The organism is Olleya sp. Ti.3.14, from assembly GCF_038154885.1.
Classification (GTDB): domain Bacteria; phylum Bacteroidota; class Bacteroidia; order Flavobacteriales; family Flavobacteriaceae; genus Olleya.
In genome coordinates, this window is the sequence record NZ_JBAKAO010000001.1 from 72,559 (window position 1) to 96,665 (window position 24,107).

Below are 24,107 nucleotides of genomic sequence, written 5' to 3' on the forward strand. Positions count from 1 at the left end.
CCTGTATTTTATTAAGTTATTAACGAAAACGTTATAGTTTTGCGCTTATTGCAAAATTTTGTTAAAAGCGATGTCATTTATAATATTTGTTTAGTAATTTTACTTTGATAATAAAAAATACATGTCAAAAACCATAAAAAAAATAGCTGTTATGACTTCTGGAGGAGATGCTCCAGGGATGAATGCAGCCATCCGATCTGTAGCCAGAACTTGTGCATACTATAACATAGAATGTGCAGGAATATATCGTGGCTATGAAGGAATGATAGAAGGAGACTTCAAAGAATTAACAGCACGTAACGTAAAGGGTATTATTAACAAAGGTGGTACTGTTTTAAAATCTGCAAGATCTAAAGAGTTTCGTACTAAAGAAGGACGTCAAAAAGCTTACAATGCATTAAAAGAAGCAAACATTGATGGCTTAGTCGTTATTGGTGGAGATGGTACTTTTACAGGAGCATTAATTTTTAATCAAGAATTTGATTTCCCAGTAATGGGAATACCAGGAACTATAGATAATGATATTTATGGTACATCACATACATTAGGTTATGATACCGCTTTAAATACAGTTGTAGAAGTAATTGATAAGATTAGAGACACAGCAAGTTCTCATAACAGATTATTTTTCGTTGAAGTTATGGGTCGTGATGTTGGTCATATCGCATTAAACGTTGGTGTAGGAGCAGGAGCAGAAGAGATTTTAATCCCTGAAGAAGATTTAGGGTTAGATAGATTGTTAGAGTCTTTAAGACGTAGTAAATTATCTGGTAAATCATCTAGTATTGTAGTCGTAGCTGAAGGTGATAAAATTGGTAAAAACGTTTTTGAACTAAAAGATTACGTCGAAGAAAATATGACAGAATACGAAGTGCGTGTATCTGTATTAGGTCACATGCAACGTGGTGGATCTCCATCATGTTTTGATCGTGTTTTAGCAAGTAGAATGGGTGTAAAAGCTGTAGAAAGTCTTCTGGAAGGTAAGTCTAATTATATGGTTGGATTATTAAGCGATACCATACAATTAACACCTTTAGAACAAGCTGTAAAAGGAAAATCAAAAATTAACGAAGAATTGATACGTGTGTCAGATATCATGACCACATAATATAAACTGATTACAAATAAAAAAAATAATATGTCAACATTAAAATTAGGAATTAACGGATTTGGTAGAATTGGTCGTATCGTTTTTAGAGCGACAGTAAAGCGTAATGACGTAGAGGTTGTTGCAATTAATGATTTATTAGATGTAGATCATTTGGCTTACTTATTACAATACGATTCTGTACACGGAAGATTTGATGGTACTATCGAAGTAAAAGACGGAAACCTTGTTGTTGACGGAAAAACGATTCGTATTACAGCAGAAAAAGATCCAAAAAACTTAAAATGGGATCAAGCAGGAGCAGATGTAGTTGCAGAATGTACAGGTATTTTTACAACTTTAGAAACAGCTAACTACCATATTGAAGGTGGTGCTAAAAAAGTAGTAATCTCTGCACCAAGTAAAGATGCACCAATGTTTGTTATGGGTGTAAATGACGATAAATTAACTGCAGCAGATACAATCGTGTCTAACGCGTCTTGTACAACTAACTGTTTAGCGCCAATCGCTAAAGTAATTGAAGATAACTTTGGAATAGAAGAAGCTTTAATGACTACAATTCACGCAGCAACGTCTACACAATTTACTGTGGATGCACCTTCACGTAAAAATTACCGTTTAGGTCGTAGTGCATTAAATAATATTATTCCAACATCTACAGGAGCTGCAAAAGCAGTAGGGAAAGTAATTCCAGAGTTAGATGGTAAATTAACTGGTATGGCTTTTAGAGTACCAACAGTTGATGTATCTGTAGTAGATTTAACGGTTAGAACTAAAAAAGATACATCTTTAGAAGACATTAAAGCTGCTATGAAAAAAGCTTCGGAAGGCGCAATGAAAGGTGTTTTAGGGTATACTGAAGATGCAGTAGTATCTCAAGATTTTGTTAGCGAAGTGCAAACAAGTGTTTTTGATGCAGACTCTGCAATTGAGTTAAACTCTAAGTTTTTCAAATTAGTATCATGGTATGATAATGAGTTTGGATATTCTAATAAATTAGTTGACTTAGCTCAAAAAATTAATACACTATAATACGTGTAACATTATGTAATTTAAGCACAGTAAATAGATTTTATTAATCTTTTTTACTGTGCTTTTTTTTATCTTACCATAAATATTTCAAAATATGATTTTAGTTGTTGATAGTGGCTCTACAAAATGTGATTGGATAGCAGTTGATAAAAACGGAAACCAATTATTAGAAAAAATTCGTACTAAAGGTTTAAATCCTGCAATACTAAGCGAAAAGAAAATAAAAAAAATCTTAAAAAAAAGTCCTGCATTAAAGGATAACCAAGAGGTTGTAACACATGTCTTTTTTTATGGAGCTGGTTGTGGTACAGAAAAACCAAGACTAATGTTAAAAGTTATTCTGCAAGAGTTTTTTCCAAATGCAGATGTTTTAGTGGACGAGGATACTATGGCTGCAGTTTATGCAACTATTAACAATCCATCAGAAGCTGCTGTGGTTTGTATTTTAGGGACAGGATCTAATTGTAGTTATTTTGATGGTAATAAAATACACCAACGTGTTAAATCATTAGGTTATAGCATTATGGATGACGCTTCAGGAAACTATTATGGTAAAGAGTTGTTACGCGATTATTACTACAATCATATGCCAGAAGATATCAGAATTGCATTTGCAGATAAGTTTAACCTTGAGGCCGATTATATTAAATACAATTTATACAAACAGCCTAATCCAAATGCCTATTTAGCGCAATTTGCTGAGTTTATGATTTTAAATAAAGATTCTAAATATATAGTAGAATTAATAAAATCTGGAATAAGACGTTTTGCTAAAAATATGATTTTGCAATATAAAGAAGAATTAAAAACGGTTCCTGTACATTTTGCTGGGTCTATAGCGTTTTTCTGTCAAAAGGAAATTAAAGCAGTCGCTGACGAGCTAAATTTTAAAGTAGGAAATTTTGAAAGAAGGCCAATTGAAGGTTTAGTTGCCTTTCATACCAATAATATTAAATAAATGGAGATAGCTATAATTGCACACGATGGTAAAAAAGCTGAAATGGTTCAGTTTTTAAATGAGCATAAAGACAAATTACTTCAAAAAGAAATCTCTTTAATATCTACAGGTACTACTGGTAAAAAAGTTAAAAAAGCAGGTTTTGAAGTATTAAGAATGTTGTCTGGACCAATGGGTGGAGACGCACAAATAGCAGCTAGAGTAGCAGAGGGTAAATGCCATATGGTATTGTTTTTTAGAGATCCTCTAGAAAAACATCCACATGAGCCTGATGTATTAATGTTAATGCGTCTTTGTGATGTACATGATGTGCCTTTAGCTACAAACTTAGCAACTGCAGAGCTTTTAATTAAAGCTATTTAACAGCAATCATACTAATTTCTACGTTAACAAACTTAGGTAGGTTAGCAACTTCTACTGTTTCTCTTGCAGGAGCAGTTTCATCTTTAAAATAAGTACCATAAACTTCATTTATTTGTGCAAAGTTATGCATATCACTTATAAATATTGACGTTTTTATAACGTGTTCAAAAGTCATGTCTGCAGCTTCTAATACTGCTTTCATATTCTCCATGACTTGTTTTGTTTCAATTTTAATATCATCCATGACAAGCTCTCCAGTCTCAGGATGCAAAGCTATTTGCCCTGAAGTGTATAAGGTATTGCCACTTAAAACTGCTTGATTGTAAGGTCCAATTGGAGCAGGTGCTTTTGATGTAGAAATTATCTTTTTCATAAAAGTAAGTGTGTTGTATTAGCTTAAAGTTAGTTTATAAACCTTCATCAGGTTTACGACGTTGCTCGTATTTTAAATCTTGTAATATACTAGACTTGATTCCTATAAAGAAATTCCAACGGTTATAAGTACCAAAAGGAACCCAAGTAAAATTCATTCTCCAACTTAAAAGATCTCTTTGAAAACGCAATTGAGTTAAACCAAAGCCTTTGTTTTTAAAATCATAACTTGATGATCCTCCAATGGACCATCGTGGTGCAATATCTAAGTCTCCAGAGAACATTAACGAGTGTGATGAAATTTCGTTTTGTCGTGCATTATTGGAGTAGTTTATGGCATAGGCTAATCTAAAATTCCAAGGAATTCCATAGTTGTAAAGCTCACTTGGTTCTTCATCCTTGTCTTCATCTTTATCATCATCTAAAAATCTAGAGTCCGCAAAATCCTGCGAGACACCAAATAAATCATCATCACGACCACCACTTAAAAGACGTTCGTTTCTAGAATTTTCATTTTCATCTCTAGAAGCACTTAATCCTTTACTATCAAAAGAATAACCCATGGTTAGGTTAGCACTTGTCATTCTAAATAAACTTCCGTTATTGTCAATGTTATAAGTATTGATTCTAACATTATTATTGTCTAAGGCATAAGGGTCTAAAGTAGCACCAAAGTTTATATTCATTTTATTATTAAACAATTGTGTACCTCCTGTCACTCTAATTGGACTCCAGTTTAAAGAGTCACCAGCAACATTGTAAGATGTTGAAAAGTTTAAGTTGTTTAGTAGTATTATCTTTTTAGGTTCAACCACTGTGGAGTCCTTGTCACGCACCTTAGCTTCAAAATTATTTGAAACTCCAATTCCAATAGAACTAGAGTAGTTGTTATTAGGTGTACCAAAAAGATTGTTTTCAAAACGAGTATATTCTGATTGTGTAGTACCATCAGCATCTATAACTTCTACTGTATCATAATAATTATCAAATGCAGGATTAATATTATAACTAATAGATGGTCTTATTACGTGTCTAATTGCTTGTAGTTTTTTACCTTGTTTTTTCTTATCAAAGTTAAACATACCATAAATCGTTGTTCCTAAACTTGTAGAAAAATTATAAGTTCTAAAGCTATCAAAGCCATTAATATCTTCTGTTACAATTTCTTCCTCATCAGCATCATAATATTTGTTAACAGTGTTTAAAGTCCAAACTTCGTTAAAGTTTGCACTAGCACTCATACTAAAATATTTAAAAACTTTAAAGTTAGTCGATAACGGTATAGTGTGTTGTGCACCTATTTTAGCATCATCAAACATTTCACTTTTAAAGAAAAATTCGTCTGTAGTAGTAATTCTATTTTCTGCTCTTAAATTGTATTGGACGTTTATATTTTCTAACATCCCTTTTTTTGTACCTTCTTTAGGTGCAAATGGGAAAATACGACCAACACTACCTTGAAAGGTTGGTAAAGTCATGTTAATAGCTCCTGTTTGCGTGTTTTGAGAATGCGATGCAGTCAAATTTATATTAACCTGAGGCTCACCCAGAAATGTTTTAGAATAAGCAATAGAAGACGCTAACGTATTATTTTGTGTACTAGGTAAGTTGATTTGGTTGATAGATTGTTGGTAGTAATTTTGACTACCTAAGTTAACGTTAGCCGAGAATCTAGCATTTGGATTAGCTTTAGCATCTTGTTGATGTGACCAACGTAAGTTATAAATAGTTGTTTTTGCATAATCCGGAAAACCACGTTCACTTGTAATTAAGTTTTCATATCTAAAAGCTAGGTTACCTCTAAATTTATAACGTCGTGCATATTTGTTTTCTACCCTTAAACCGTAACTACCATTGGTATAATAATCTCCTAATAAGGCTAAATCAAAATAATCGCTAATAGCAAAGTAGTAACCACCATTTTGCAAAAAATACCCACGATTACCATCCTCTCCAAAACTTGGAAAAATAACTCCTGACGTTTGCTTTTTGGTTAAAGGAAAAAAGGCAAAAGGTAATCCTATAGGTGTTGGTACATCATAAATAAATAAGTTTGTTAGTCCAGTAATAACTTTACTACCAGGCACTAATTTACCTGTTCTTATTAAAAAGTAGTATTCTGGATCTTCTAAATCTTCAGCAGTTGTAAATTTTGCATTTTTTAAATAATAAACCGAGTCATTTACTTTTTTAGTAGTTTCTGTTATTAATGTACCACCATTTTGCTCGGTAACAGAGTTATATATTAATCCTTGTTTAGTAACCGTATTAAATACAATAGAATCTGGTTCTATTACATTTTCGCCTTGTTTAAATACAGGTCGCTGTTTGTAAAGTTTAGTAGAATCGTCAATAATACCTTTGGCATAGATTAAATCTTTATTAAAATCTAAAATAATATGACCAGCAGTAACTTCCATATCTTCATAAAGCACTTCAGCTTCATTATAAAGATGCATTTTGGATTCCTTTTTCTTATAAGACATGTAATCCGTAGCTTTATAGGATACTGTGCTAGATAATAAAGGTTTGACTTTTATGGAGTCTACGGTAGTGCTATCATTACCTTTTTCTGACAGTAAAGGAATATCTTTGTCAGTTTTTGTAGTGTCAATTATTGTATTGACTTGTAATTCGGTTGTTTTTACTGCAGGTAAATCAACGCCCTTTTTAGGGATTTCTCCTTGCGCAAAGCCTAGAGTGTTAATAAACACTGTAAAACTCAAAGTAAAAAGTATGTTAAGACTATGTGTACGCAACGCTTTTAAATGTATTTTTGTAAAAGTATGGCTTGGTATTTGAATTGACAAAACTACATATATTTTTTTGTGAATGTTTTAATATTCGTTAAAATTTATAAATCATACTAAACGCAAAATAAATTGGTTATAACATCTATGCAAACGAACATTTTTAAACTTATAGTATCCTTTATAATAGTATTAACATTTAATAGCTTTCAAACTAGTCTTGCACAAGGTAGTAATGGTAAGTTTATTGTTGTTTTAGATGCTGGACATGGAGGTAAAGATCCAGGAAAACATGCTAAAACAGGTTTGAAAGAAAAAGATATTGCCTTAAATATTGTATTAAGTGTTGGGAAAATCTTAGAAAAAAATCCTGACATTAAAGTGGTGTATACAAGAAAAACGGATGTCTTTGTAGATTTATTTAAAAGAGGAAAGATAGCTAATGATGCCAATGCAGACCTTTTTGTATCCATACATTGTAATGCTCATAATACGCAAGCTTCAGGATCCGAAACTTATGTTTTAGGAATACATCGTAATAAAACAAATTTTGAAGTCGCTAAAGCAGAAAACGAAGTAGTTTACTTAGAAGAAAATTATAAAGAAAACTATAATGGTTTTGATCCAAACTCACCAGAATCTTTTATTGGGCTATCATTAATGCAAGAAGAATATTTAGATCAAAGTATAAAATTGGCCTCTTTAATTCAAAGTTCTTTCACTAATAAATTGAAAAGAAAAAACAGAGGTGTAAAGCAAGCTGGATTTATTGTTTTACATCAAACGGTTATGCCAAGTGTATTGGTGGAGACTGGTTTTATTACTAATACAGCGGAAGGTGCTTATTTAAATTCTACAAAGGGTCAAAAAGAATTATCTAAGTCTATATCTGATGCAATTTTGGATTATAAAACCGAAATTGATAAAAATGTAGGCAGTATTGTAATGGAAGCACCTATTGCTGATACAATTTCTATAGAAGAAAATACTATTAAAAACACCGTTTTTAAAATTCAAATAGCAGCAAGCTCAAAATCTTTAGAGCCTAAAGCCTATAATTTTAAAGGATTACAAGATATTTCTAGAGAAAAATCAGGTGGTCTTTATAAATATTATTACGGTTATACATCGGACTATAATAAGATTCAAAAATTACAAATAGAAGCTAAAAATAAAGGTTATAAGGACGCTTATATTGTTGCTTTTAAAGATGGTAAACAAATCAAACTGTCTGAAGCATTAAAAACCGAGGCTAATTAGACCCATTCTTTTATATTTATTTTCTAATTTTGTTACCAATCTAAATTTCATATCTTGAAACTATCACTAGAAGTTAAAACAGCCATATTAGTTATTCTTGGAATAATATTTTTCATTTTTGGATTTAGTTATCTAAAAGGGAATAATATATTTGATTCTAACAATACGTATTATACAGAGTTTGATTATAACTCATTAGCAGTATCTGCTCCAGTAACCATAAAAGGGAATACGGTAGGTAAGGTTAAAGAAATTAAATATGATTTTGAAACCGGTAAAACAAGAGTCGCTTTCTCGGTAGACAAACAATTACAGTTTTCTAAAAACAGTAAAATTAGCATGTACCAAACAGGATTAATGGGTGGAAATGCACTAGCAATAAAACCTGCAGATGACAATCAAATGGCTAAAGATGGCGATTTAATCCAGTCAGACGTAGAGGAAGGTTTAGTAACTAGCCTTACCAGTGATTTCTCTCAATTAAGCACTAACCTTGACGGAACGTTAAAAACGGTAGACACTTTAATGGGTAATCTTAATGGTCTAATTGCAGACAAATCTGAAAATGGATTACAAAATACGTTAGCCGAGTTAAATGCAACCTTAAAATCTTACAAAGGATTAGCGTATTCGATTAACTCTGTAGTTAAAAAAAATGACGAAAACATAACTACAATGGTGGATAACTTTAATCAAACTAGTGGCAACCTAAACAAGATGAGTCAAAAGTTAAACCAAGTAGATATAGCAAAAACAGTTGAAGATTTGCAAGCAACCTTAGCTAGCGTAAATACCATGATGGCTAACGTTAAAAACGGAGAAGGATCACTTGGTAAACTACTTAAAGACGATGGCTTGTATACAAACCTAGAAGGCGCAGCATTACAAATGGAGCAACTTTTAGAGGACATGAAACTAAACCCTAAACGTTACGTGCACTTCTCATTATTTGGTAAAAAACCAAAACAATATGACGCAGAAGGAAACGAGCTTAAAGATTAAACCAAAATTAAAACTAACTAAACTAACTATATGGAATACATACCTAACATAATTTTTGCAATAATACTTTTTGCAGGTATTGGCTACTTTGCAAACAATGTAAAAAAATTAGTCAGAAACATAAAACTAGGTAAAGACGTTGACGTATCAGACAATAAATCGCAACGTTGGAAAAACATGGCATACATTGCTTTAGGACAAAGCAAAATGGTTAAACGTCCTATTTCTGGATTTTTACATGTCATTGTTTACGTAGGATTTGTGATAATAAACATAGAAGTTTTAGAAATCATAATCGACGGTTTATTTGGTACACATAGGATTGGTCATAGCTTACTTCCAGAAGCGCTTTATGGTTTTTTAATAGGAAGTTTTGAGATATTGGCAGTACTAGTATTAGTAGCAGTTATCATCTTTTGGACGCGACGTAACGTTATTAAACTAAAACGTTTCATGAAGTCAGAGATGAAGGGTTGGCCTAAATCTGATGGTAATATTATATTGTATTTTGAAGTCGTATTAATGTGTCTATTTTTAGTAATGAATGCAACAGACACAGTCTTTCAAGACTATAATTCAGGTAACGTAATCAGTCAATTTATAGCACCATTATTTAGTGGATTATCAGAAGCAGCATTACACACCATAGAGCGTGCAGCATGGTGGATTCACATAGTAGGAATTTTAGTATTTTTAAACTACCTATATTTTTCTAAACATTTACATATCCTTTTGGCATTTCCAAACACATATTATGGTAAGCTTACACCAAAAGGACAATTTAAAAACAATGCAACAGTAACTAAAGAGGTTAAGTTAATGATGGATCCAAACGTAGATCCATTTGCAGCACCTGCAGAAGGTACAGAAGCAGCAATGCCAGAAAAATTTGGAGCAAGTGACGTACAAGATTTATCATGGGTAAACCTTTTAAATGCCTACACGTGTACAGAATGTGGACGTTGTACAAGTGAGTGTCCAGCAAACCTAACAGGTAAAAAGCTATCACCACGTAAAATAATGATGGATACCAGAGACCGTCTGGAAGAAGTAGGAAAAAATATAGATGCCAATAAAGGGACGTTTGTAGACGATGGTAAACAATTATTAGGCGACTATATTACAACCGAAGAGCTTTGGGCATGTACAAGTTGTAACGCCTGTGTAGAGGCTTGTCCAGTTAGTATTGATCCATTAAACATTATCATGGAAATGCGTCAATATTTAGTAATGGAGCAAAGTGCTGCACCAACCGAGTTAAATAACATGATGACCAATATAGAAAACAATGGTGCACCTTGGCCTTACAACCAAATGGACCGTTTAAACTGGAAAGACGAGTAGTATAATTTGGGCGTTACCACAAGGGTCGCGCTATCCATTATATCTTTTTTTGCCATATACGGCAGCAAAAAAAGGATGTCATTACTATCGCTAACGCAAAACACAACATGAGTTTTATATTAAAAATACCATCAAAAACAAGACTAATAGTTGGCATTATAGCTACAACTTTAGGTGTGTTATCATTCTTAATTTTAGATAAATATAAGGTTGGTTTTTTAGGTGGATTAATATCAGGAATGCTTTTAGGGATAGGTGTTGGTTTAATAGTAACATATAAAAAAACACAACGTATATAATTGAAGTATAGAATTTTAATATTACTAATCAGTAGTTTTAGTTTAACACAACTAAACGCACAGGATTATAAAAAAGATTCACTTCAATTTAAAATTATAACACAAATAAAATACAAGTCTGGAGCAGTACAAGACATAAAACTTAAAAAAGTATTATGCGACTATTGTACAGACAAACAAACAAAACAATTAGGGTTACAAGCACTAAAGTTAGCAAGCTTAGAGCAAAACGATCCAAAAAATAAAAAGGAAAACGGAGTTAAGATTTTATCCATTTATATAAGATTAGCTAAAACCGATTTTTCAGCAATTAAATAAAACAGATTATGAGCGAACAACTTATAGTGCCAACTATGGCAGAAATGATGAGCCAAGGTAAAACTCCAGATATTTTATTCTGGGTTGGATCAGCAGGAAGTTATGACGACAGAGCTAAAAAAATCACCAAAGCTTTTGTAAAAATATTAAACAAAGCAAAAGTAAATTTTGCAGTTTTAGGTACAGAAGAGAGCTCAACAGGTGATATAGCAAAACGTGCAGGAAACGAGTTTTTGTTTCAAATGCAAGCCATGATGAATATTGAGTTACTTAACTCATATAACGTAAAACGTATTGTAACCTGCGATCCACATTCATTTAATTGTTTAAAAAACGAATATCCAGAATTAGGAGGTAATTACGAGGTGTTACACCACACACAGTTTATCAAACAATTAATAGACAATAAAATCATTCAAATAGAGAATAGCAACTTTAATGGTAAGCGTATTACATTTCACGATCCATGTTATTTAGGTCGTGCAAATTCAGAATATTTAGCACCAAGAGACGTGTTATCTGTATTAAATGCAAATTTAATCGAGATGAAACGTAACAAATCTACAGCATTATGTTGTGGTGCAGGAGGTGCGCAAATGTTTAAAGAACCAGAAAAAGGAGACAAAGATATTAATGAGTTAAGAACAGAAGATGCTTTAGAGACTAATCCAGATATTATTGCAACGGGTTGTCCTTACTGTATGACCATGATGTCAGATGGTGTAAAAGTTAAAGAAAAAGAAAACACAATTAAGGTTATGGATATTGCCGAGCTAATTGCTAACGCACAGAACCTATAATGGATATCAAAAAATTTGTACTTACAGGTTTAATCTCAGGAATAGTGTTTGCCTTATTAATGGCTGGATGGGATTATTATAAAGAGGTGCCATTTTCGGTTTTAAAATTTATAATTCATTTTGTGTTATTCGCTTTGTTTAATGGCTACATGTCTTACAGAACAGAAAAAAAGAAATTAAATGAAAAGTAGTATTTAGTCGCTTTTTAATAGCAGTTTAATAATGACCAACGAGATATTTCTTCTAAACATATCAGGACCAGATAAACCAGGTTTAACCTCCAGTTTAACTAACGTTTTATCGCAATATGGTGCCAAAATTTTAGATATAGGTCAGGCTAATATTCATGATACGTTGTCATTAGGTTTTATGTTTGAGATAGAAACTGGTAACAACTCAGCAGCAGTTTTAAAAGATTTATTATTCAAAGCTTACGAGTTAGGTGTCAAAGCTAAATTTACACCAATATCCTTAGAGGATTACGAAAAATGGGTAGGATTGCAAGGTAAGGATAGATATATCATTACCATTTTAGGAGAAAAACTAACTGCAGAACAAATATCTGAGGTAACTAAAGTGATTTCAGAAAAAAACCTAAATATTGACGCTATTAAGCGTTTAACTGGACGTACATCTTTAATTAAAGAAGAAGAATACCCAAGAGCATCCATACAACTATCCATTAGAGGTAAAATTGAAAACAAAGCGGAGTTTACTGAAAAATTCATGCAAATATCTCATGATTTAGATGTAGATATTGCTTTTCAAGAAGATAATATTTACAGACGTAACAGACGTTTAGTATGTTTTGATATGGACTCGACATTAATACAAACCGAAGTAATTGACGAGCTTGCAGAATTAGCAGGAGTTGGAGCAGAGGTAAAGGCAATTACAGAGTCTGCTATGCAAGGCGAAATTGATTTCAACGAAAGTTTTAAACAACGCATGCAATTATTAAAAGGGTTAAGTGAAGACGTTTTACATAACGTAGCAATCAATTTACCAATTACTAAAGGCGCAAGACGGTTAATAGATACTTTAAAAAAATACGGTTTTAAAACAGCCATTTTATCTGGTGGTTTTACTTATTTTGGACACTATTTACAAAAAGAATTAGGGATTGATTATGTTTATGCCAATCAATTAGAAATAAAAGATGGCTTGCTTACTGGAGGTTATCTTGGAGAGATTGTAGATGGTAATAAAAAAGCCGAATATTTACAAGATATAGCTAATAAAGAAGGCATCGATATTAGTCAAACCATTGCAGTTGGAGATGGAGCCAATGACTTGCCAATGCTAAACCTAGCAGGATTAGGTATTGCATTTCATGCCAAACCAAAAGTAAAAAATAATGCCCAAAGTGCTATTTCCAGTATAGGATTAGATGGTGTATTATATTTATTAGGATACCACGACAGACATATAGATTTAATAGAATAACGATAAAAAAACATGTTAGTAGATTTTAACACATTACCAGAAACATCAAGAGTATGGATTTATCAATCTAATCGCTCATTTTCGGATACCGAATTAGAAGAGATAAAATCTAAACTAGATATTTTTATCGAAAGTTGGACTGCTCATGGTAGCGACTTAAAAGCTGGCTATGATATTAGATATAAGCGTTTTATAATTTTAGCTTTAGACCAAGAGGTAAATAAAGCAACAGGATGTAGTATTGATGCTTCTGTCACGTTTATTCAGCAATTAGAAAAAGAATACAATGTAGACTTGTTAGACAAAATGAATGTGTCTTATAAGCAAGGCGAATTTGTAGCACATAAGACCTTAACCGATTTTAGAAAAATGGCTAAACAAAAAGCGGTATCTAAAAACACAATTGTATTTAATAACTTAGTTACTAATATTGAAGAGTTAAATGAAAGTTGGGAAGTACCAGCTAGCGAAAGTTGGCACAACAGATTTTTAAATTAATAGCCTTTAAAAAAAGCTTGCATAAATTAGGATTAACGGTTGGTAATTTGGTAATAAATCTATCTTAAAGTCTTTTAATAATAGGGATAAATATACTAATTTGGCATAGTTTTTAGTTGTACATTAAAGTGTAACTATAATAGTCAATTTCAGTATATGCAATATTTAAAATCCCTCGTCTTATTTTTATGTTTTACTTGTGTCATGGTTGCACAAGATACACCTAACCCTTTATTAGATAAAAACCCTGTAGCCCAACAACAATGGGTGGATAGTCTGTATAATAGTATGTCTTTAGAAGAAAAAATTGGACAGCTATATATGGTTCAGGTGTTTTCAAGTCAATCACCACAAGAAAAAAATAATATTGTTAATCTAATTAGAGACAACAAAATCGGAGGACTAATTTACTCAAAAGGAGGTCCTGTTAGACAAGCAAAACTTAATAATGAGTTGCAAGCTGCTGCTAAAATACCATTGTTAATTGGTATGGATGCAGAATGGGGTTTGAGCATGCGTTTAGATTCTACTTATGCTTTTCCTTGGAATATGACGCTTGGTGCTGTTAAAAACAATCAGTTAATAGAGCAAACAGGACGTCAGTTAGGAGAACATTGTAAACGAATTGGAGTTCATTTTAATTTTGCTCCAGTTGTAGATATTAACACTAATCCAAATAATCCTATTATTGGTAACAGATCATTTGGAGAAGATAGAGATAACGTGACAGATAAGGCTTTAGCCTTTATGAAAGGTATGCAAAGTACAGGAGTATTAGCTAATGCTAAGCATTTTCCTGGTCATGGAGATACGGAAGCAGACTCTCATAAAACATTACCAACGGTTAGTTTTGACGAAAAACGTATTGATTCGGTTGAGTTGTATCCTTATAAAAAATTAATTAAAGAAGGCTTATCTAGTGTTATGGTAGCTCACCTTAATATACCAAGCTTAGAGCCTAGAGATGGTTACCCTTCAACGTTATCAGAAAACATAGTCACATCTATTTTAAAAGAGCGTTTAGGCTTTAAAGGTTTGATTTTTACAGATGCATTAACTATGAAAGGTGCTTCCAATTTTAGTGCTCCAGGAGATATTGATTTAGCAGCTTTTAAAGCTGGTAATGATGTCATGCTTATGTCAGGAGATGTTCCTACTGCTATAAATAAATTTATTCAGGCTTATAATGCTAATGAAATTACTGAAGCGCGATTAGCACACTCGGTTAAAAAAATATTAATGGCTAAATATAAAGTAGGTTTAAATGACTACAAGCCAATTGGAACGTATAATTTAGTTTCTGATTTAAACAGAATTAAGGACGACGCTTTATATGAAATGCTAATGGAAAATGCAATAACCATAGCAAGAGATACAAGTAATCAGTTACCTTTTAGAAATCTTGAAACTAAAAAAATCGCTTATGTTAACTTAGGAGATGATTCTGGAAGTACATTTTATCAAGAGTTAAAAAAATATACCAAAGTTCATGAAATTGCTGCAGATAATTTAGACGAGCTTATTGCAAAGCTTCAATCTTACAATACAGTTATCGTTGGTTTTCATAAATCAAATGATAGCCCATGGAAAGATTATAAATTTACAAATAAAGAGTTAGTTTGGTTGCAAGAGATAGCACGTACAAACAATGTGGTTTTAGATATCTTTGCTAAGCCTTATGCTTTATTGGATTTAAGCACAGTAACAAATATTGAAAGTGTTGTGGTTAGTTATCAAAATAGTAAGATAGCTCAAGAAAAATCGGCTCAATTACTATTTGGTGCAATTCCTGCAAAAGGAACATTACCAGTTTCTGCAGGTGAGTTTTTTAATGTTGGAGATGGTAAACAGGCTAATTCTTTAGAGCGTTTGGGGTATTCAATACCAGAGCGTGTTGGTATGTCAAGCTACGCGCTTAAAAAAGTTGATTCGATTGCAAACTACGCTGTTAATGGTAAAATGACACCAGGAATCCAGTTAGTGATTGCTAGAAAAGGAAAAGTAATTTATAATAAAACCTTTGGTAAACATACTTATGAAGGTTCGACCAAAGTAGAATCTGATGATATTTATGACATTGCGTCTTTAACTAAAATTGTAGCTACATTACCTTTATTAATGGAGTTAGAAGAGCAAGGTATTGTGTCTTTAGATACTAAACTTTCTGAAATTATACCTTCTTACAAAAATTCAAATAAAAAAAATGTGACTTTAAAAAAGATGTTGTCACATTACGCCCAATTAAAACCATGGATTCCTTTTTATTATAAAACTTTAGATCCAGAAACCAGCAAACCTTCTGCTAAATATTATAGAAAAACTAGAAGTAAGGGATTTACAGTAAAGGTTGCTCCAGAGCTTTACATGAGAGATGACTATAAAGATTCCATTAATACTATTATAAAAGATACAGAGCTATTATCACGATTAAAATATCGCTATAGTGATTTGCCTTATTATATTTTAAAACAATATATAGAATCTCATTATAGTAAACGTTTAGATGAGTTAACTGCGGATCATTTTTATAAATCATTAGGTGCTAATAATACAATGTACAATCCTTATGATAAAATTAGTGACACTAAAATTGTACCTTCAGAGAATGATGATTATTACCGTTACCAAACTGTACAAGGTTACGTGCACGATATGGGAGCAGCAATGCAAGATGGTGTTGGTGGTCATGCAGGCGTATTTAGTAACGCTAATGATATTGCTAAGATTATGCAATTGTATTTACAAAAAGGATTTTATGGTGGTAAACGTTATTTTAAAAATGAAACCTTAGATAAGTTTAATACCTGTTATTATTGCGAAAGTAACAACAGACGAGGTATTGGATTTGATAAGCCACAATTAGGAGACGCTGGACCAACTTGCGGTTGTGTAAGTATGACTAGTTTTGGTCATTCAGGATTTACAGGTACTTATGCTTGGGCAGATCCTGAGCAAGAAATTGTATATGTATTTATGGCTAATAGGACCTATCCAACGTCTAAAGGACCAAATACATTATTAAGAGAAGATATTAGAACCAATATTCAGGCAGCAATTTATGAAGCTATTATAGATTAAATTGTAAAGTTATTTGAATTATATAGACCAAGTTATAAAACTATAAAGATTACATGAAAATAGGAATTGTTTGTTATCCAACATTTGGAGGAAGTGGAGTAGTAGCAACAGAGTTAGGATTGGAGTTGTCAAAACGTGGTCATGAGATTCACTTTATTACATATAATCAACCTGTTAGACTTGAATTATTAGGTAATAATGTTCATTTTCATGAAGTTAATGTACCTGAATATCCTTTGTTTCATTATCAACCTTATGAGTTAGCATTATCTAGTAAATTGGTAGATATGGTTAAGCTTCATCAAATAGAAGTTTTACACGTGCATTATGCAATACCACATGCATACGCAGCTTATATGGCTCAAAAAATGTTAAGAGAAGATGACATTTATTTACCTATCGTAACCACGTTACATGGAACAGATATTACACTAGTAGGTAGTCATCCGTTTTATAAACCAGCTGTTACATTTAGTATTAATAAATCAGATGCTGTAACTGCAGTATCGCAGAGCTTAAAAGATGATACCTTGCGTTTATTTGATATTAAAAATGAAATAAACGTAGTCACTAATTTTATAGATATTAATAAGTTTAGTCATAATTTTACGGACTGTCAACGTGGAATGATGGCTAACGATAATGAAAAAATTATTACACATATTAGTAATATGCGTGAAGTAAAGCGTATTCCTGATGTGATTAATATTTTTAATAATATTCAAAAAGAAATTCCTGCTAAATTAATGATGGTAGGTGAAGGTCCAGAAAAAGAACCTGCTGAGCGTTTATGCGAAAAATTAGGTATAAGCGATAAGGTAGTATTTTTTGGAAATAGTAATGAGATTGATAGGATACTTTGCTTCTCCGATTTGTTTTTATTACCAAGTAAAACCGAAAGCTTTGGATTATCAGCTTTAGAAGCTATGGCTTCAGGAGTACCTGTAATATCTAGTAATACAGGAGGTATACCTGAGGTGAATAAAGAAGGTTTTTCCGGTTATTTAAGTAATGTTGGAGATGTAGATAGTATGAGTAAAAACGCTATAAAGATACTTAAAGACGATTCAGTTTTAAAACAGTTTAAAGCAAATGCCAAGGAGCAGGCTAAAACTTTTGATATTCATCAGATTGTACCACAATATGAAGCTATCTATCAAAAAACACTAAACAAGTGTAAGATTTTAAAATAATAGTATATAAAAAAACCACCTTTTTAGGTGGTTTTTTTATATAAATATAGTGTTGATTTAAAATCTATAACGGATTCCTAATGCAATATCAAAATCTAAATCATCTCTGTAATCTCCAAAACCTAATTCTGGTCTAAAGTCTAAAGATAATTGTAACGGAATATCAAAATTGTATTCTATACCTATATCTCCAGCTGCAAAAACAAATGTTTCGTCGTCAAAAGCTTTGTTGTCAAAACTATACGATCCAACACCACCACCAACTCCAGCATACCAATTAAAGTCGCCATCTAAGACCCAAACCCATTGGTATAAACCAGCTAGTTTAAATCCATCATAAGCACTTCCAGAACGCCATCCTAAATCTACTTCTAATCTATTATTATCTCCTAAAGCACGTTGATAAGAGACTTCAGCTCCAAAACCATCGCTATCACCTAAACGTAAACCAATAGCATTATCAGAAATATCCTGAGCGTAAGTAATTGTTGCAAATCCAAAAATTGCAAAAGCAAATAAAAAGTATTTTTTCATGTTAATTAATTTATTAGTTAATGTATGTACGTTTAAAATCCGATTAAAGATTATAACGCTCTAATATATTATCAAGTTAACTTATTTTTTGTTAAAAATATAAAATTTATTAACAAAAAAAAGGCTGATAAACAGTTGTTTATCAGCCTTTAGTAAACTAAAACTAACTAACTATGATATTCTATTTTACAACAGAAACATCAATTCTTCTATTTTTAGCACGTCCTTCTGCAGTTGCATTGTCAGCTATAGGATCAATAGATCCCATGCCTTGTGTATTTATACGTGCCGAAGTGACTCCCATTTCAACTAATGTATTTTTAACAGATAATGCTCTACTAGCAGATAAATTTTTGTTTCCTTCTACAGATCCAGTATTGTCTGTGTGGCCTCTAAATAAGATATTTACTTTAGGGTAAGCTTTCATAATTGCTGCTACATTTTCAATTTGATTCATGGAATTAGCATCTAAAGATGAAGATCCTGTATTAAAATATAATCTATCAAAAGCGTAGTATTTACCAGCTTCCATTTTTCCGTCTTTGATATAGCCTAAAAAGTTATCTTCAAATCCGCCTTCAGGTATATTTAATTTTGTTCCATTAGGTAAATCAGAGCTAAAAAAGTTTCCAATAGCTTCACCAAAAGCATTGACTACATTTCCAGAAGCATCAACTATTCCTCCAGCAACATTACCAATTGTGTTTCCAGCTGCATCAACAGCATTACCTGCTGCGTCTACTGTTTTACCAATAGCATTACCAGTAGCATTTACAACGTTTCCTGCAGCATCAACTGTGTTATTTATCGCGTTACCAGAAGCATCTACAACGTTTCCTGCAGCATCAGTTACTCCATTGGCAGTATTTTTAATTGCTCCAGTAGTTTCATTAGCTGCATCTTTTACATTATCCATTATAGATTTTTCACTATCACATCCTTTTATTAAAAAGAAAGCTAGTAACAATCCGATAATACCTATTGCCCAAGGTAAAATCTTTTTTAGTAAAGATCCTCCCGACTTTACAGTATTATTAGCTGTGTTAGCAGCAGCTCCTGTAACTTTGCTTGCTCCACTAAAAGCAGCTTTACCTGCATTACCAGCTAATCCTGCAGCTCCTCCTACAACTTTACCTGCACCACCAATAACGGATTTTCCCGCATCTCCAGCCATTCCTGCAGCACCACCAATAATTTTACCAGCACCATCAACAGCAGCTTTTCCAGTGTTTCCAGCAAACCCTAAAGCACCACTAGCTAAGCTTCCTAATTTATCAGAAATTCCTGAAAATGAACTTAGACCTAATAATGAAGCTAATCCAGCAGGAGCAAACTTATCAAGAAAACTACCTTGATTTGATAGTAAACCTACAAAGCTTCCTAAATCCATCCCTGAAGCTTTTTGCTTTCCTAAGACTCCTCCTAAAACAGAACCTGCAACATTTAAAATAGATGAAGACGAATCTTTACCCATTCCAGATACAGAGCTTACCAAGTCTATAACTCCTGAAGCTTTTTCTCCTAATATATTTTTGACAAAATCTAATCCTTTGTTTAAAAACCCTTCCGATTGTGCGCCACCAACTCCAATTGTACTTGCTAAGTTGTCAACAGTGCTTCCGTCTCCTAACATGCTAAAAATAGATTTAGCACCTTCAGGCGAAGAGGCTTTGTCCATTATTCCTCCCAACAAAGCAGGAGCTGCAGCCATAAGTCCTTTTTGGATGGTGTCCTTTTGTTCTCCTCCTAAAAGTGAAGAAACGTTACCAAGTACATCATCAGATAATTGATCTTTAAATAGATTTAATAGATTTGTTGCCATTTATTTATTGTTTTAAGTTAATAATTACTAATACAAAGATATTTTTCTAATAAGCTTTAGTATTTTTGTTAGATAACTTAATAACGGTTATCGATAAAGTGTATTATTAATGCGCTAAAACACCGTTTTTTTTAACTTAATTTTAGTTTTATTTAGCTTTATGGATTTAAATAGTCTAAAAAACAGCTTGTTAGGTGATTTGTTTTATGATGATTTAACCAAATCTATTTATGCTACAGATGCTTCGGTTTACAGAATGCTACCTATAGCTGTAGCTTACCCCAAAAATAGTGACGATTTAAAATTGCTAATACAGTTTGCTACACGAAATAAAACAGCATTAATACCTAGGACTGCAGGTACATCTCTAGCAGGACAATGTGTTGGAGAAGGCATAATAGTAGATGTATCCAAATATTTTAATGCTATTGTTTCCTTTGATAAAAAAAACAAAACAGTAACTGTGCAACCAGGTGTAGTTCGTGACCAATTAAATAATTATCTAAAACCTTTTGGTTTATTTTTTGGCCCTAACACATCAACCTCAAATCGATGTATGATTGGTGGAATGGTTGGTAATAATTCATCAGGAACAACATCAATTAAATATGGTGTTACAAGAGATAAAGTATTAGTTCTAGAGACTATTTTAAGTGATGGTAGTGTTGCTGTTTTTAAAGATTTAACTAAATCTCAAATACAAGAAAAATTAAAGCTTAACAATTTAGAAGGTCAGATCTATAGGCAATTACAAAGCGATTTATTTAATGATGACGCTAAAGCGGAAATAATAAAACACTTCCCAAAACCTGAAATACATAGGCGTAACACTGGTTATGCGATAGATGAATTAGTTAAGGATGAGAGTTTTAACATCTGTAAATTACTATCAGGAAGCGAAGGTACCTTAGCTTTTACTACGCAAATAACATTACAATTAGATGTTTTGCCTCTTCTAAATCGGATTATGATTGCAATGCATTTTAATTCTATTAAAGAGTGTTTAAATGCTGTACAGCCAGTAATGGAGCATGATTTATATACTTGCGAAATGATGGATAAAACCATTTTAGACTTAACCAAGTATAATAAAACGCAAGAAGACAATCGGTTTTTTATTCAAGGTGATCCCGAAGCAATTCTTATGTGTGAGGTTAGAGGAGTAACATTAGAGCAAGCAAAACAACAAGCTAATGACTTAATTAATATATCTAAATCAAATACAGCAAGCTATGCTTACCCTATATTAATAGAAGACCAAATTGATAAGGCTAATAATCTAAGAAGTGCAGGTTTGGGCTTAATGGGTAATATGATTGGAGATAAAAAAGCAGTAGCTTGTATAGAGGATACTGCTGTTGCATTACCTGATTTAGCTAATTATATAGCAGATTTCACACAATTAATGGCTAATTACAACCAAAAAGCTGTGTATTATGCGCATGCAGGAGCAGGAGAATTGCATTTGCGCCCAATTTTAGATTTAAAACAATCAGATGACGTTAAGCTTTTTAGGCAAATTACAACTGATGTAGCGCATTTAGTTAAAAAGTATAATGGATCCTTTAGTGGAGAGCATGGTGATGGTATTGTTAGAGGTGAGTTTGTTGAGCTTATGATTGGTAGTAATAACTATCAATTATTAAGACAAATAAAATCAAGTTTTGATCCTAACAATATTTTTAATCCAGGAAAGATTGTCGATGCTTATCCTATGGATAAAAACTTGAGATACCAACCAGATAAAGAGGAGCCTGAAATAACAACTCTTCTAGATTTTTCTAAGTCTGAAGGTATTTTACGTGAAGCAGAAAAATGTAATGGTTCTGGTGATTGCAGAAAATTACCTGAGTTTGGTGGTACCATGTGTCCAAGTTACAGAGCAACTAAAAACGAAAAAGATACCACAAGAGCAAGAGCCAATGCATTACGTGAATATTTAACCAATTCTGATAAAAATAATAAGTTTAATCACATAGAATTAAAGTCTGTTTTTGATTTATGTTTAAGTTGTAAAGCATGTGCAAGTGAGTGTCCAAGTAGTGTTGATGTTGCTAGTTTAAAAGCAGAGTTTTTATACCAATTTCAAAAAGAAAATGGGGTGTCTATTAGGACCAAACTATTTGCTTATAATAATAAATTAAATCAAATAGGAAGACCCTTAATAGGCTTGACAAATTTTATGTTTTCTAATAAGATTACTGCTTCATTAATTAAAAAAACTTTTGGTATTGCTAAACAAAGAAGTTTACCTTTATTGTCAAGTAATACTTTAGATAGGGTATATCAATCATTTAAAAATAAGTCATTTGTAGTTAAAAAAACAAAAACAGTTTATTTGTTTAATGACGAGTTTACTAATCAATTAGACGCTAACATAGGTGAAGATGCTATCCAACTTTTATATGCTTTAAACTATGATGTTAAACTAATTAATAACGCGGAGTCAGGACGTGCTTTTATATCTAAAGGCTTATTAGATCAGGCTAAAAAAGTAGCCGAAAAAAACGTTAGTTTATTCAAAAATATAATCACTGAAAATTCACCTTTAATAGGTATTGAACCTTCAGCGATTTTAACTTTTAAAGATGAATACCCAAGGTTGGTATCTGATAAAATTTCTGCGGAAGCAATTGCTAAAAACACATTTTTAATTGAAGCCTTTTTATCTAACGAAATTGCTATTGGAAACATTACTTCAGAACAATTTACATCCGAAGCAGAAGTGATTAAATTTCATGGTCATTGCCATCAAAAGGCACAATCAAACCAAATCCATAGTTTTAATGTTTTAAATCTTCCAAAAAATTATAAAGTAACTATAATACCTAGTGGTTGCTGTGGTATGGCTGGTAGTTTTGGTTACGAAAAAGAGCATTATAAGATAAGTATGCAAATAGGTGAGCAAACATTGTTTCCTGCTGTAAGAAAAGCACCTGAAACTACAATAATTAGCGCTAATGGTACAAGTTGTAGGCATCAAATAAAAGATGGTACACAACGCATTGCATACCATCCAGTTACTATATTAAAAAAGGCTTTGCTATAGTTATTCTGATACGTTATAATCCGATAAAACTTGTGTGTTAGTAATAGAAAGTGAGGTTTGTAAAGCGCCTAAATCTGCACCTAATTGATTTAATAATGTGGCAGTTTCAGGATTTAGCTGATAATTAGTATTAGCTTCTGCTTTAATTAAACCTACATTTTCAGCATAAAAACTATTAACAGATAGGACTTGTTGTGTGTCTAGTATTGAAATGGTTTGAGCTACTATAATGGTAACTTCAGTAGTCACAGATAACTCTAAACTAATATTAGAAGACGTCACTGTATTATAGGTTACACCATTTACATCTAGGCTATTTAAGTTTTGTAATTGTTTACTTTTTAAAGTGTAATTTATGGTTACAGGATACCCTTCTAAATCTTGTGTAAAGGACCCAGTTTGTATAGATAATTGCGTTCCGTTATTTGCTTGTGTATTGTATAATAATGCATTGTCAAGTTCAATTTGAAAATCAAAACCATCAATAGGTAAAGCTACCGTACCGTTAGCAGCTAAAGTCGTTTGGGTTCTAGATAATTCGCCACTAGTCAATATACCACTCATGGTTCCGTTAGCGATTCCACCTTGGTTAACAGATAATGTGTAACCGTTTGAGGATTGGCTTTCAACCATTAATTCATCTTCACTTGGTGTATCTAAACCAGTATTATTGTCGGTATTTACAATATTATAATCCCAAGAATTTAATGTGTTTAAAGGAAAAAAATCACCTTCAAATTGTTGTTGTGACATCGCAGGACTATCATCGGTAGTGTCGCTAGAGCAGCCAACTAAAATAATACTTAAAATTATTAAAGATGTAAATTTAGAAAAAGTCATAGGTATGTAATTTTTAACAAATTAACACAAACTATAACAAA

The 24,107-nt window shown here is 32.2% G+C and carries 21 protein-coding genes; 16 read left to right on the forward strand and 5 right to left on the reverse strand.

What is annotated here, in order from left to right:
• Nucleotides 1–121 precede the first annotated feature (121 nt).
• The 4 genes from pfkA (at nt 122) to V6251_RS00350 (ending at nt 3,461) form a co-directional block, all read left to right on the forward strand.
• Nucleotides 122–1,108: a 6-phosphofructokinase gene (gene pfkA, locus V6251_RS00335; protein ID WP_341586478.1), complete on the forward strand. Its 987-nt coding sequence runs from the start codon at nt 122–124 to the stop codon at nt 1,106–1,108.
• 30 nt (nt 1,109–1,138) lie between these two features.
• Nucleotides 1,139–2,140, forward strand: a complete 1,002-nt coding sequence (gene gap / locus V6251_RS00340; RefSeq protein ID WP_341586479.1) for a type I glyceraldehyde-3-phosphate dehydrogenase — start codon at nt 1,139–1,141, stop codon at nt 2,138–2,140.
• A gap of 94 nt (nt 2,141–2,234) precedes the next feature.
• Nucleotides 2,235–3,098: an N-acetylglucosamine kinase gene (locus V6251_RS00345; protein WP_341586480.1), complete on the forward strand. Its 864-nt coding sequence runs from the start codon at nt 2,235–2,237 to the stop codon at nt 3,096–3,098.
• Entirely contained in the window at nt 3,099–3,461 is a 363-nt protein-coding gene (locus V6251_RS00350) for a methylglyoxal synthase (protein WP_341586481.1), read from the forward strand.
• Here V6251_RS00350 and V6251_RS00355 read toward each other — a convergent pair.
• Nucleotides 3,454–3,834, reverse strand: coding sequence for a RidA family protein (locus V6251_RS00355; protein WP_341586482.1), 381 nt, complete (start codon nt 3,832–3,834; stop codon nt 3,454–3,456). The genes V6251_RS00350 and V6251_RS00355 overlap by 8 nt on opposite strands.
• Before the next feature lie 34 nt (nt 3,835–3,868).
• The gene (locus V6251_RS00360) at nt 3,869–6,643 is read right to left on the reverse strand and encodes a putative LPS assembly protein LptD (protein WP_341586483.1); all 2,775 of its coding nucleotides are present in this window, start codon (nt 6,641–6,643) and stop codon (nt 3,869–3,871) included.
• Between the two features lie 87 nt (nt 6,644–6,730).
• Between V6251_RS00360 and V6251_RS00365 the strand changes: the two genes are divergently transcribed.
• The 11 genes from V6251_RS00365 to bshA all read left to right on the forward strand — a co-directional run bounded on the left by V6251_RS00365 (nt 6,731) and on the right by bshA (nt 17,821).
• Nucleotides 6,731–7,843, forward strand: coding sequence for an N-acetylmuramoyl-L-alanine amidase family protein (locus V6251_RS00365; protein ID WP_341586484.1), 1,113 nt, complete (start codon nt 6,731–6,733; stop codon nt 7,841–7,843).
• A gap of 54 nt (nt 7,844–7,897) precedes the next feature.
• Complete coding sequence (locus V6251_RS00370; RefSeq protein ID WP_341586485.1) at nt 7,898–8,845, forward strand: MlaD family protein; 948 nt, start codon at nt 7,898–7,900, stop codon at nt 8,843–8,845.
• Between the two features lie 30 nt (nt 8,846–8,875).
• Nucleotides 8,876–10,189 carry a (Fe-S)-binding protein gene (locus V6251_RS00375; protein ID WP_341586486.1) on the forward strand — a complete coding sequence of 438 codons (1,314 nt, stop codon included), beginning with the start codon at nt 8,876–8,878 and terminating at the stop codon, nt 10,187–10,189.
• A 107-nt stretch (nt 10,190–10,296) separates the two neighbouring features.
• Nucleotides 10,297–10,488, forward strand: a complete 192-nt coding sequence (locus V6251_RS00380; RefSeq protein ID WP_341586487.1) for a hypothetical protein — start codon at nt 10,297–10,299, stop codon at nt 10,486–10,488.
• Nucleotides 10,489–10,806 (forward strand): hypothetical protein, encoded by a 318-nt coding sequence (locus V6251_RS00385; protein ID WP_341586488.1) that lies wholly within the window; start codon nt 10,489–10,491, stop codon nt 10,804–10,806.
• An 8-nt stretch (nt 10,807–10,814) separates the two neighbouring features.
• The gene (locus V6251_RS00390) at nt 10,815–11,606 is read left to right on the forward strand and encodes a (Fe-S)-binding protein (RefSeq protein ID WP_341586489.1); all 792 of its coding nucleotides are present in this window, start codon (nt 10,815–10,817) and stop codon (nt 11,604–11,606) included.
• Entirely contained in the window at nt 11,606–11,797 is a 192-nt protein-coding gene (locus V6251_RS00395; protein WP_341586490.1) for a hypothetical protein, read from the forward strand. Before V6251_RS00390 ends, V6251_RS00395 begins: the two co-directional genes overlap by 1 nt.
• Before the next feature lie 31 nt (nt 11,798–11,828).
• Nucleotides 11,829–13,052 carry a phosphoserine phosphatase SerB gene (gene serB, locus V6251_RS00400; protein ID WP_028282222.1) on the forward strand — a complete coding sequence of 408 codons (1,224 nt, stop codon included), beginning with the start codon at nt 11,829–11,831 and terminating at the stop codon, nt 13,050–13,052.
• A gap of 12 nt (nt 13,053–13,064) precedes the next feature.
• Nucleotides 13,065–13,550 (forward strand): ABC transporter ATPase, encoded by a 486-nt coding sequence (locus V6251_RS00405; RefSeq protein WP_292945681.1) that lies wholly within the window; start codon nt 13,065–13,067, stop codon nt 13,548–13,550.
• Between the two features lie 156 nt (nt 13,551–13,706).
• Nucleotides 13,707–16,628 (forward strand): glycoside hydrolase family 3 N-terminal domain-containing protein, encoded by a 2,922-nt coding sequence (locus tag V6251_RS00410; protein WP_341586491.1) that lies wholly within the window; start codon nt 13,707–13,709, stop codon nt 16,626–16,628.
• A gap of 53 nt (nt 16,629–16,681) precedes the next feature.
• The gene (bshA, locus tag V6251_RS00415) at nt 16,682–17,821 is read left to right on the forward strand and encodes an N-acetyl-alpha-D-glucosaminyl L-malate synthase BshA (RefSeq protein ID WP_341586492.1); all 1,140 of its coding nucleotides are present in this window, start codon (nt 16,682–16,684) and stop codon (nt 17,819–17,821) included.
• A 57-nt stretch (nt 17,822–17,878) separates the two neighbouring features.
• On the opposite strand, the gene V6251_RS00420 is transcribed toward bshA, so the two are convergent.
• Nucleotides 17,879–18,355: a hypothetical protein gene (locus V6251_RS00420; RefSeq protein WP_341586493.1), complete on the reverse strand. Its 477-nt coding sequence runs from the start codon at nt 18,353–18,355 to the stop codon at nt 17,879–17,881.
• A gap of 181 nt (nt 18,356–18,536) precedes the next feature.
• Complete coding sequence (locus V6251_RS00425; RefSeq protein ID WP_341586494.1) at nt 18,537–20,177, reverse strand: OmpA family protein; 1,641 nt, start codon at nt 20,175–20,177, stop codon at nt 18,537–18,539.
• Between the two features lie 160 nt (nt 20,178–20,337).
• Here V6251_RS00425 and V6251_RS00430 point away from each other — a divergent pair, with 160 nt between their 5' ends.
• Nucleotides 20,338–23,226, forward strand: coding sequence for an FAD-binding and (Fe-S)-binding domain-containing protein (locus tag V6251_RS00430; protein WP_341586495.1), 2,889 nt, complete (start codon nt 20,338–20,340; stop codon nt 23,224–23,226).
• Here the strand turns inward: V6251_RS00430 and V6251_RS00435 are convergent, their stop codons facing one another.
• Nucleotides 23,227–24,066 (reverse strand): hypothetical protein, encoded by an 840-nt coding sequence (locus V6251_RS00435; protein WP_341586496.1) that lies wholly within the window; start codon nt 24,064–24,066, stop codon nt 23,227–23,229. It abuts the gene before it with no gap.
• Nucleotides 24,067–24,107: the final 41 nt, after the last annotated feature.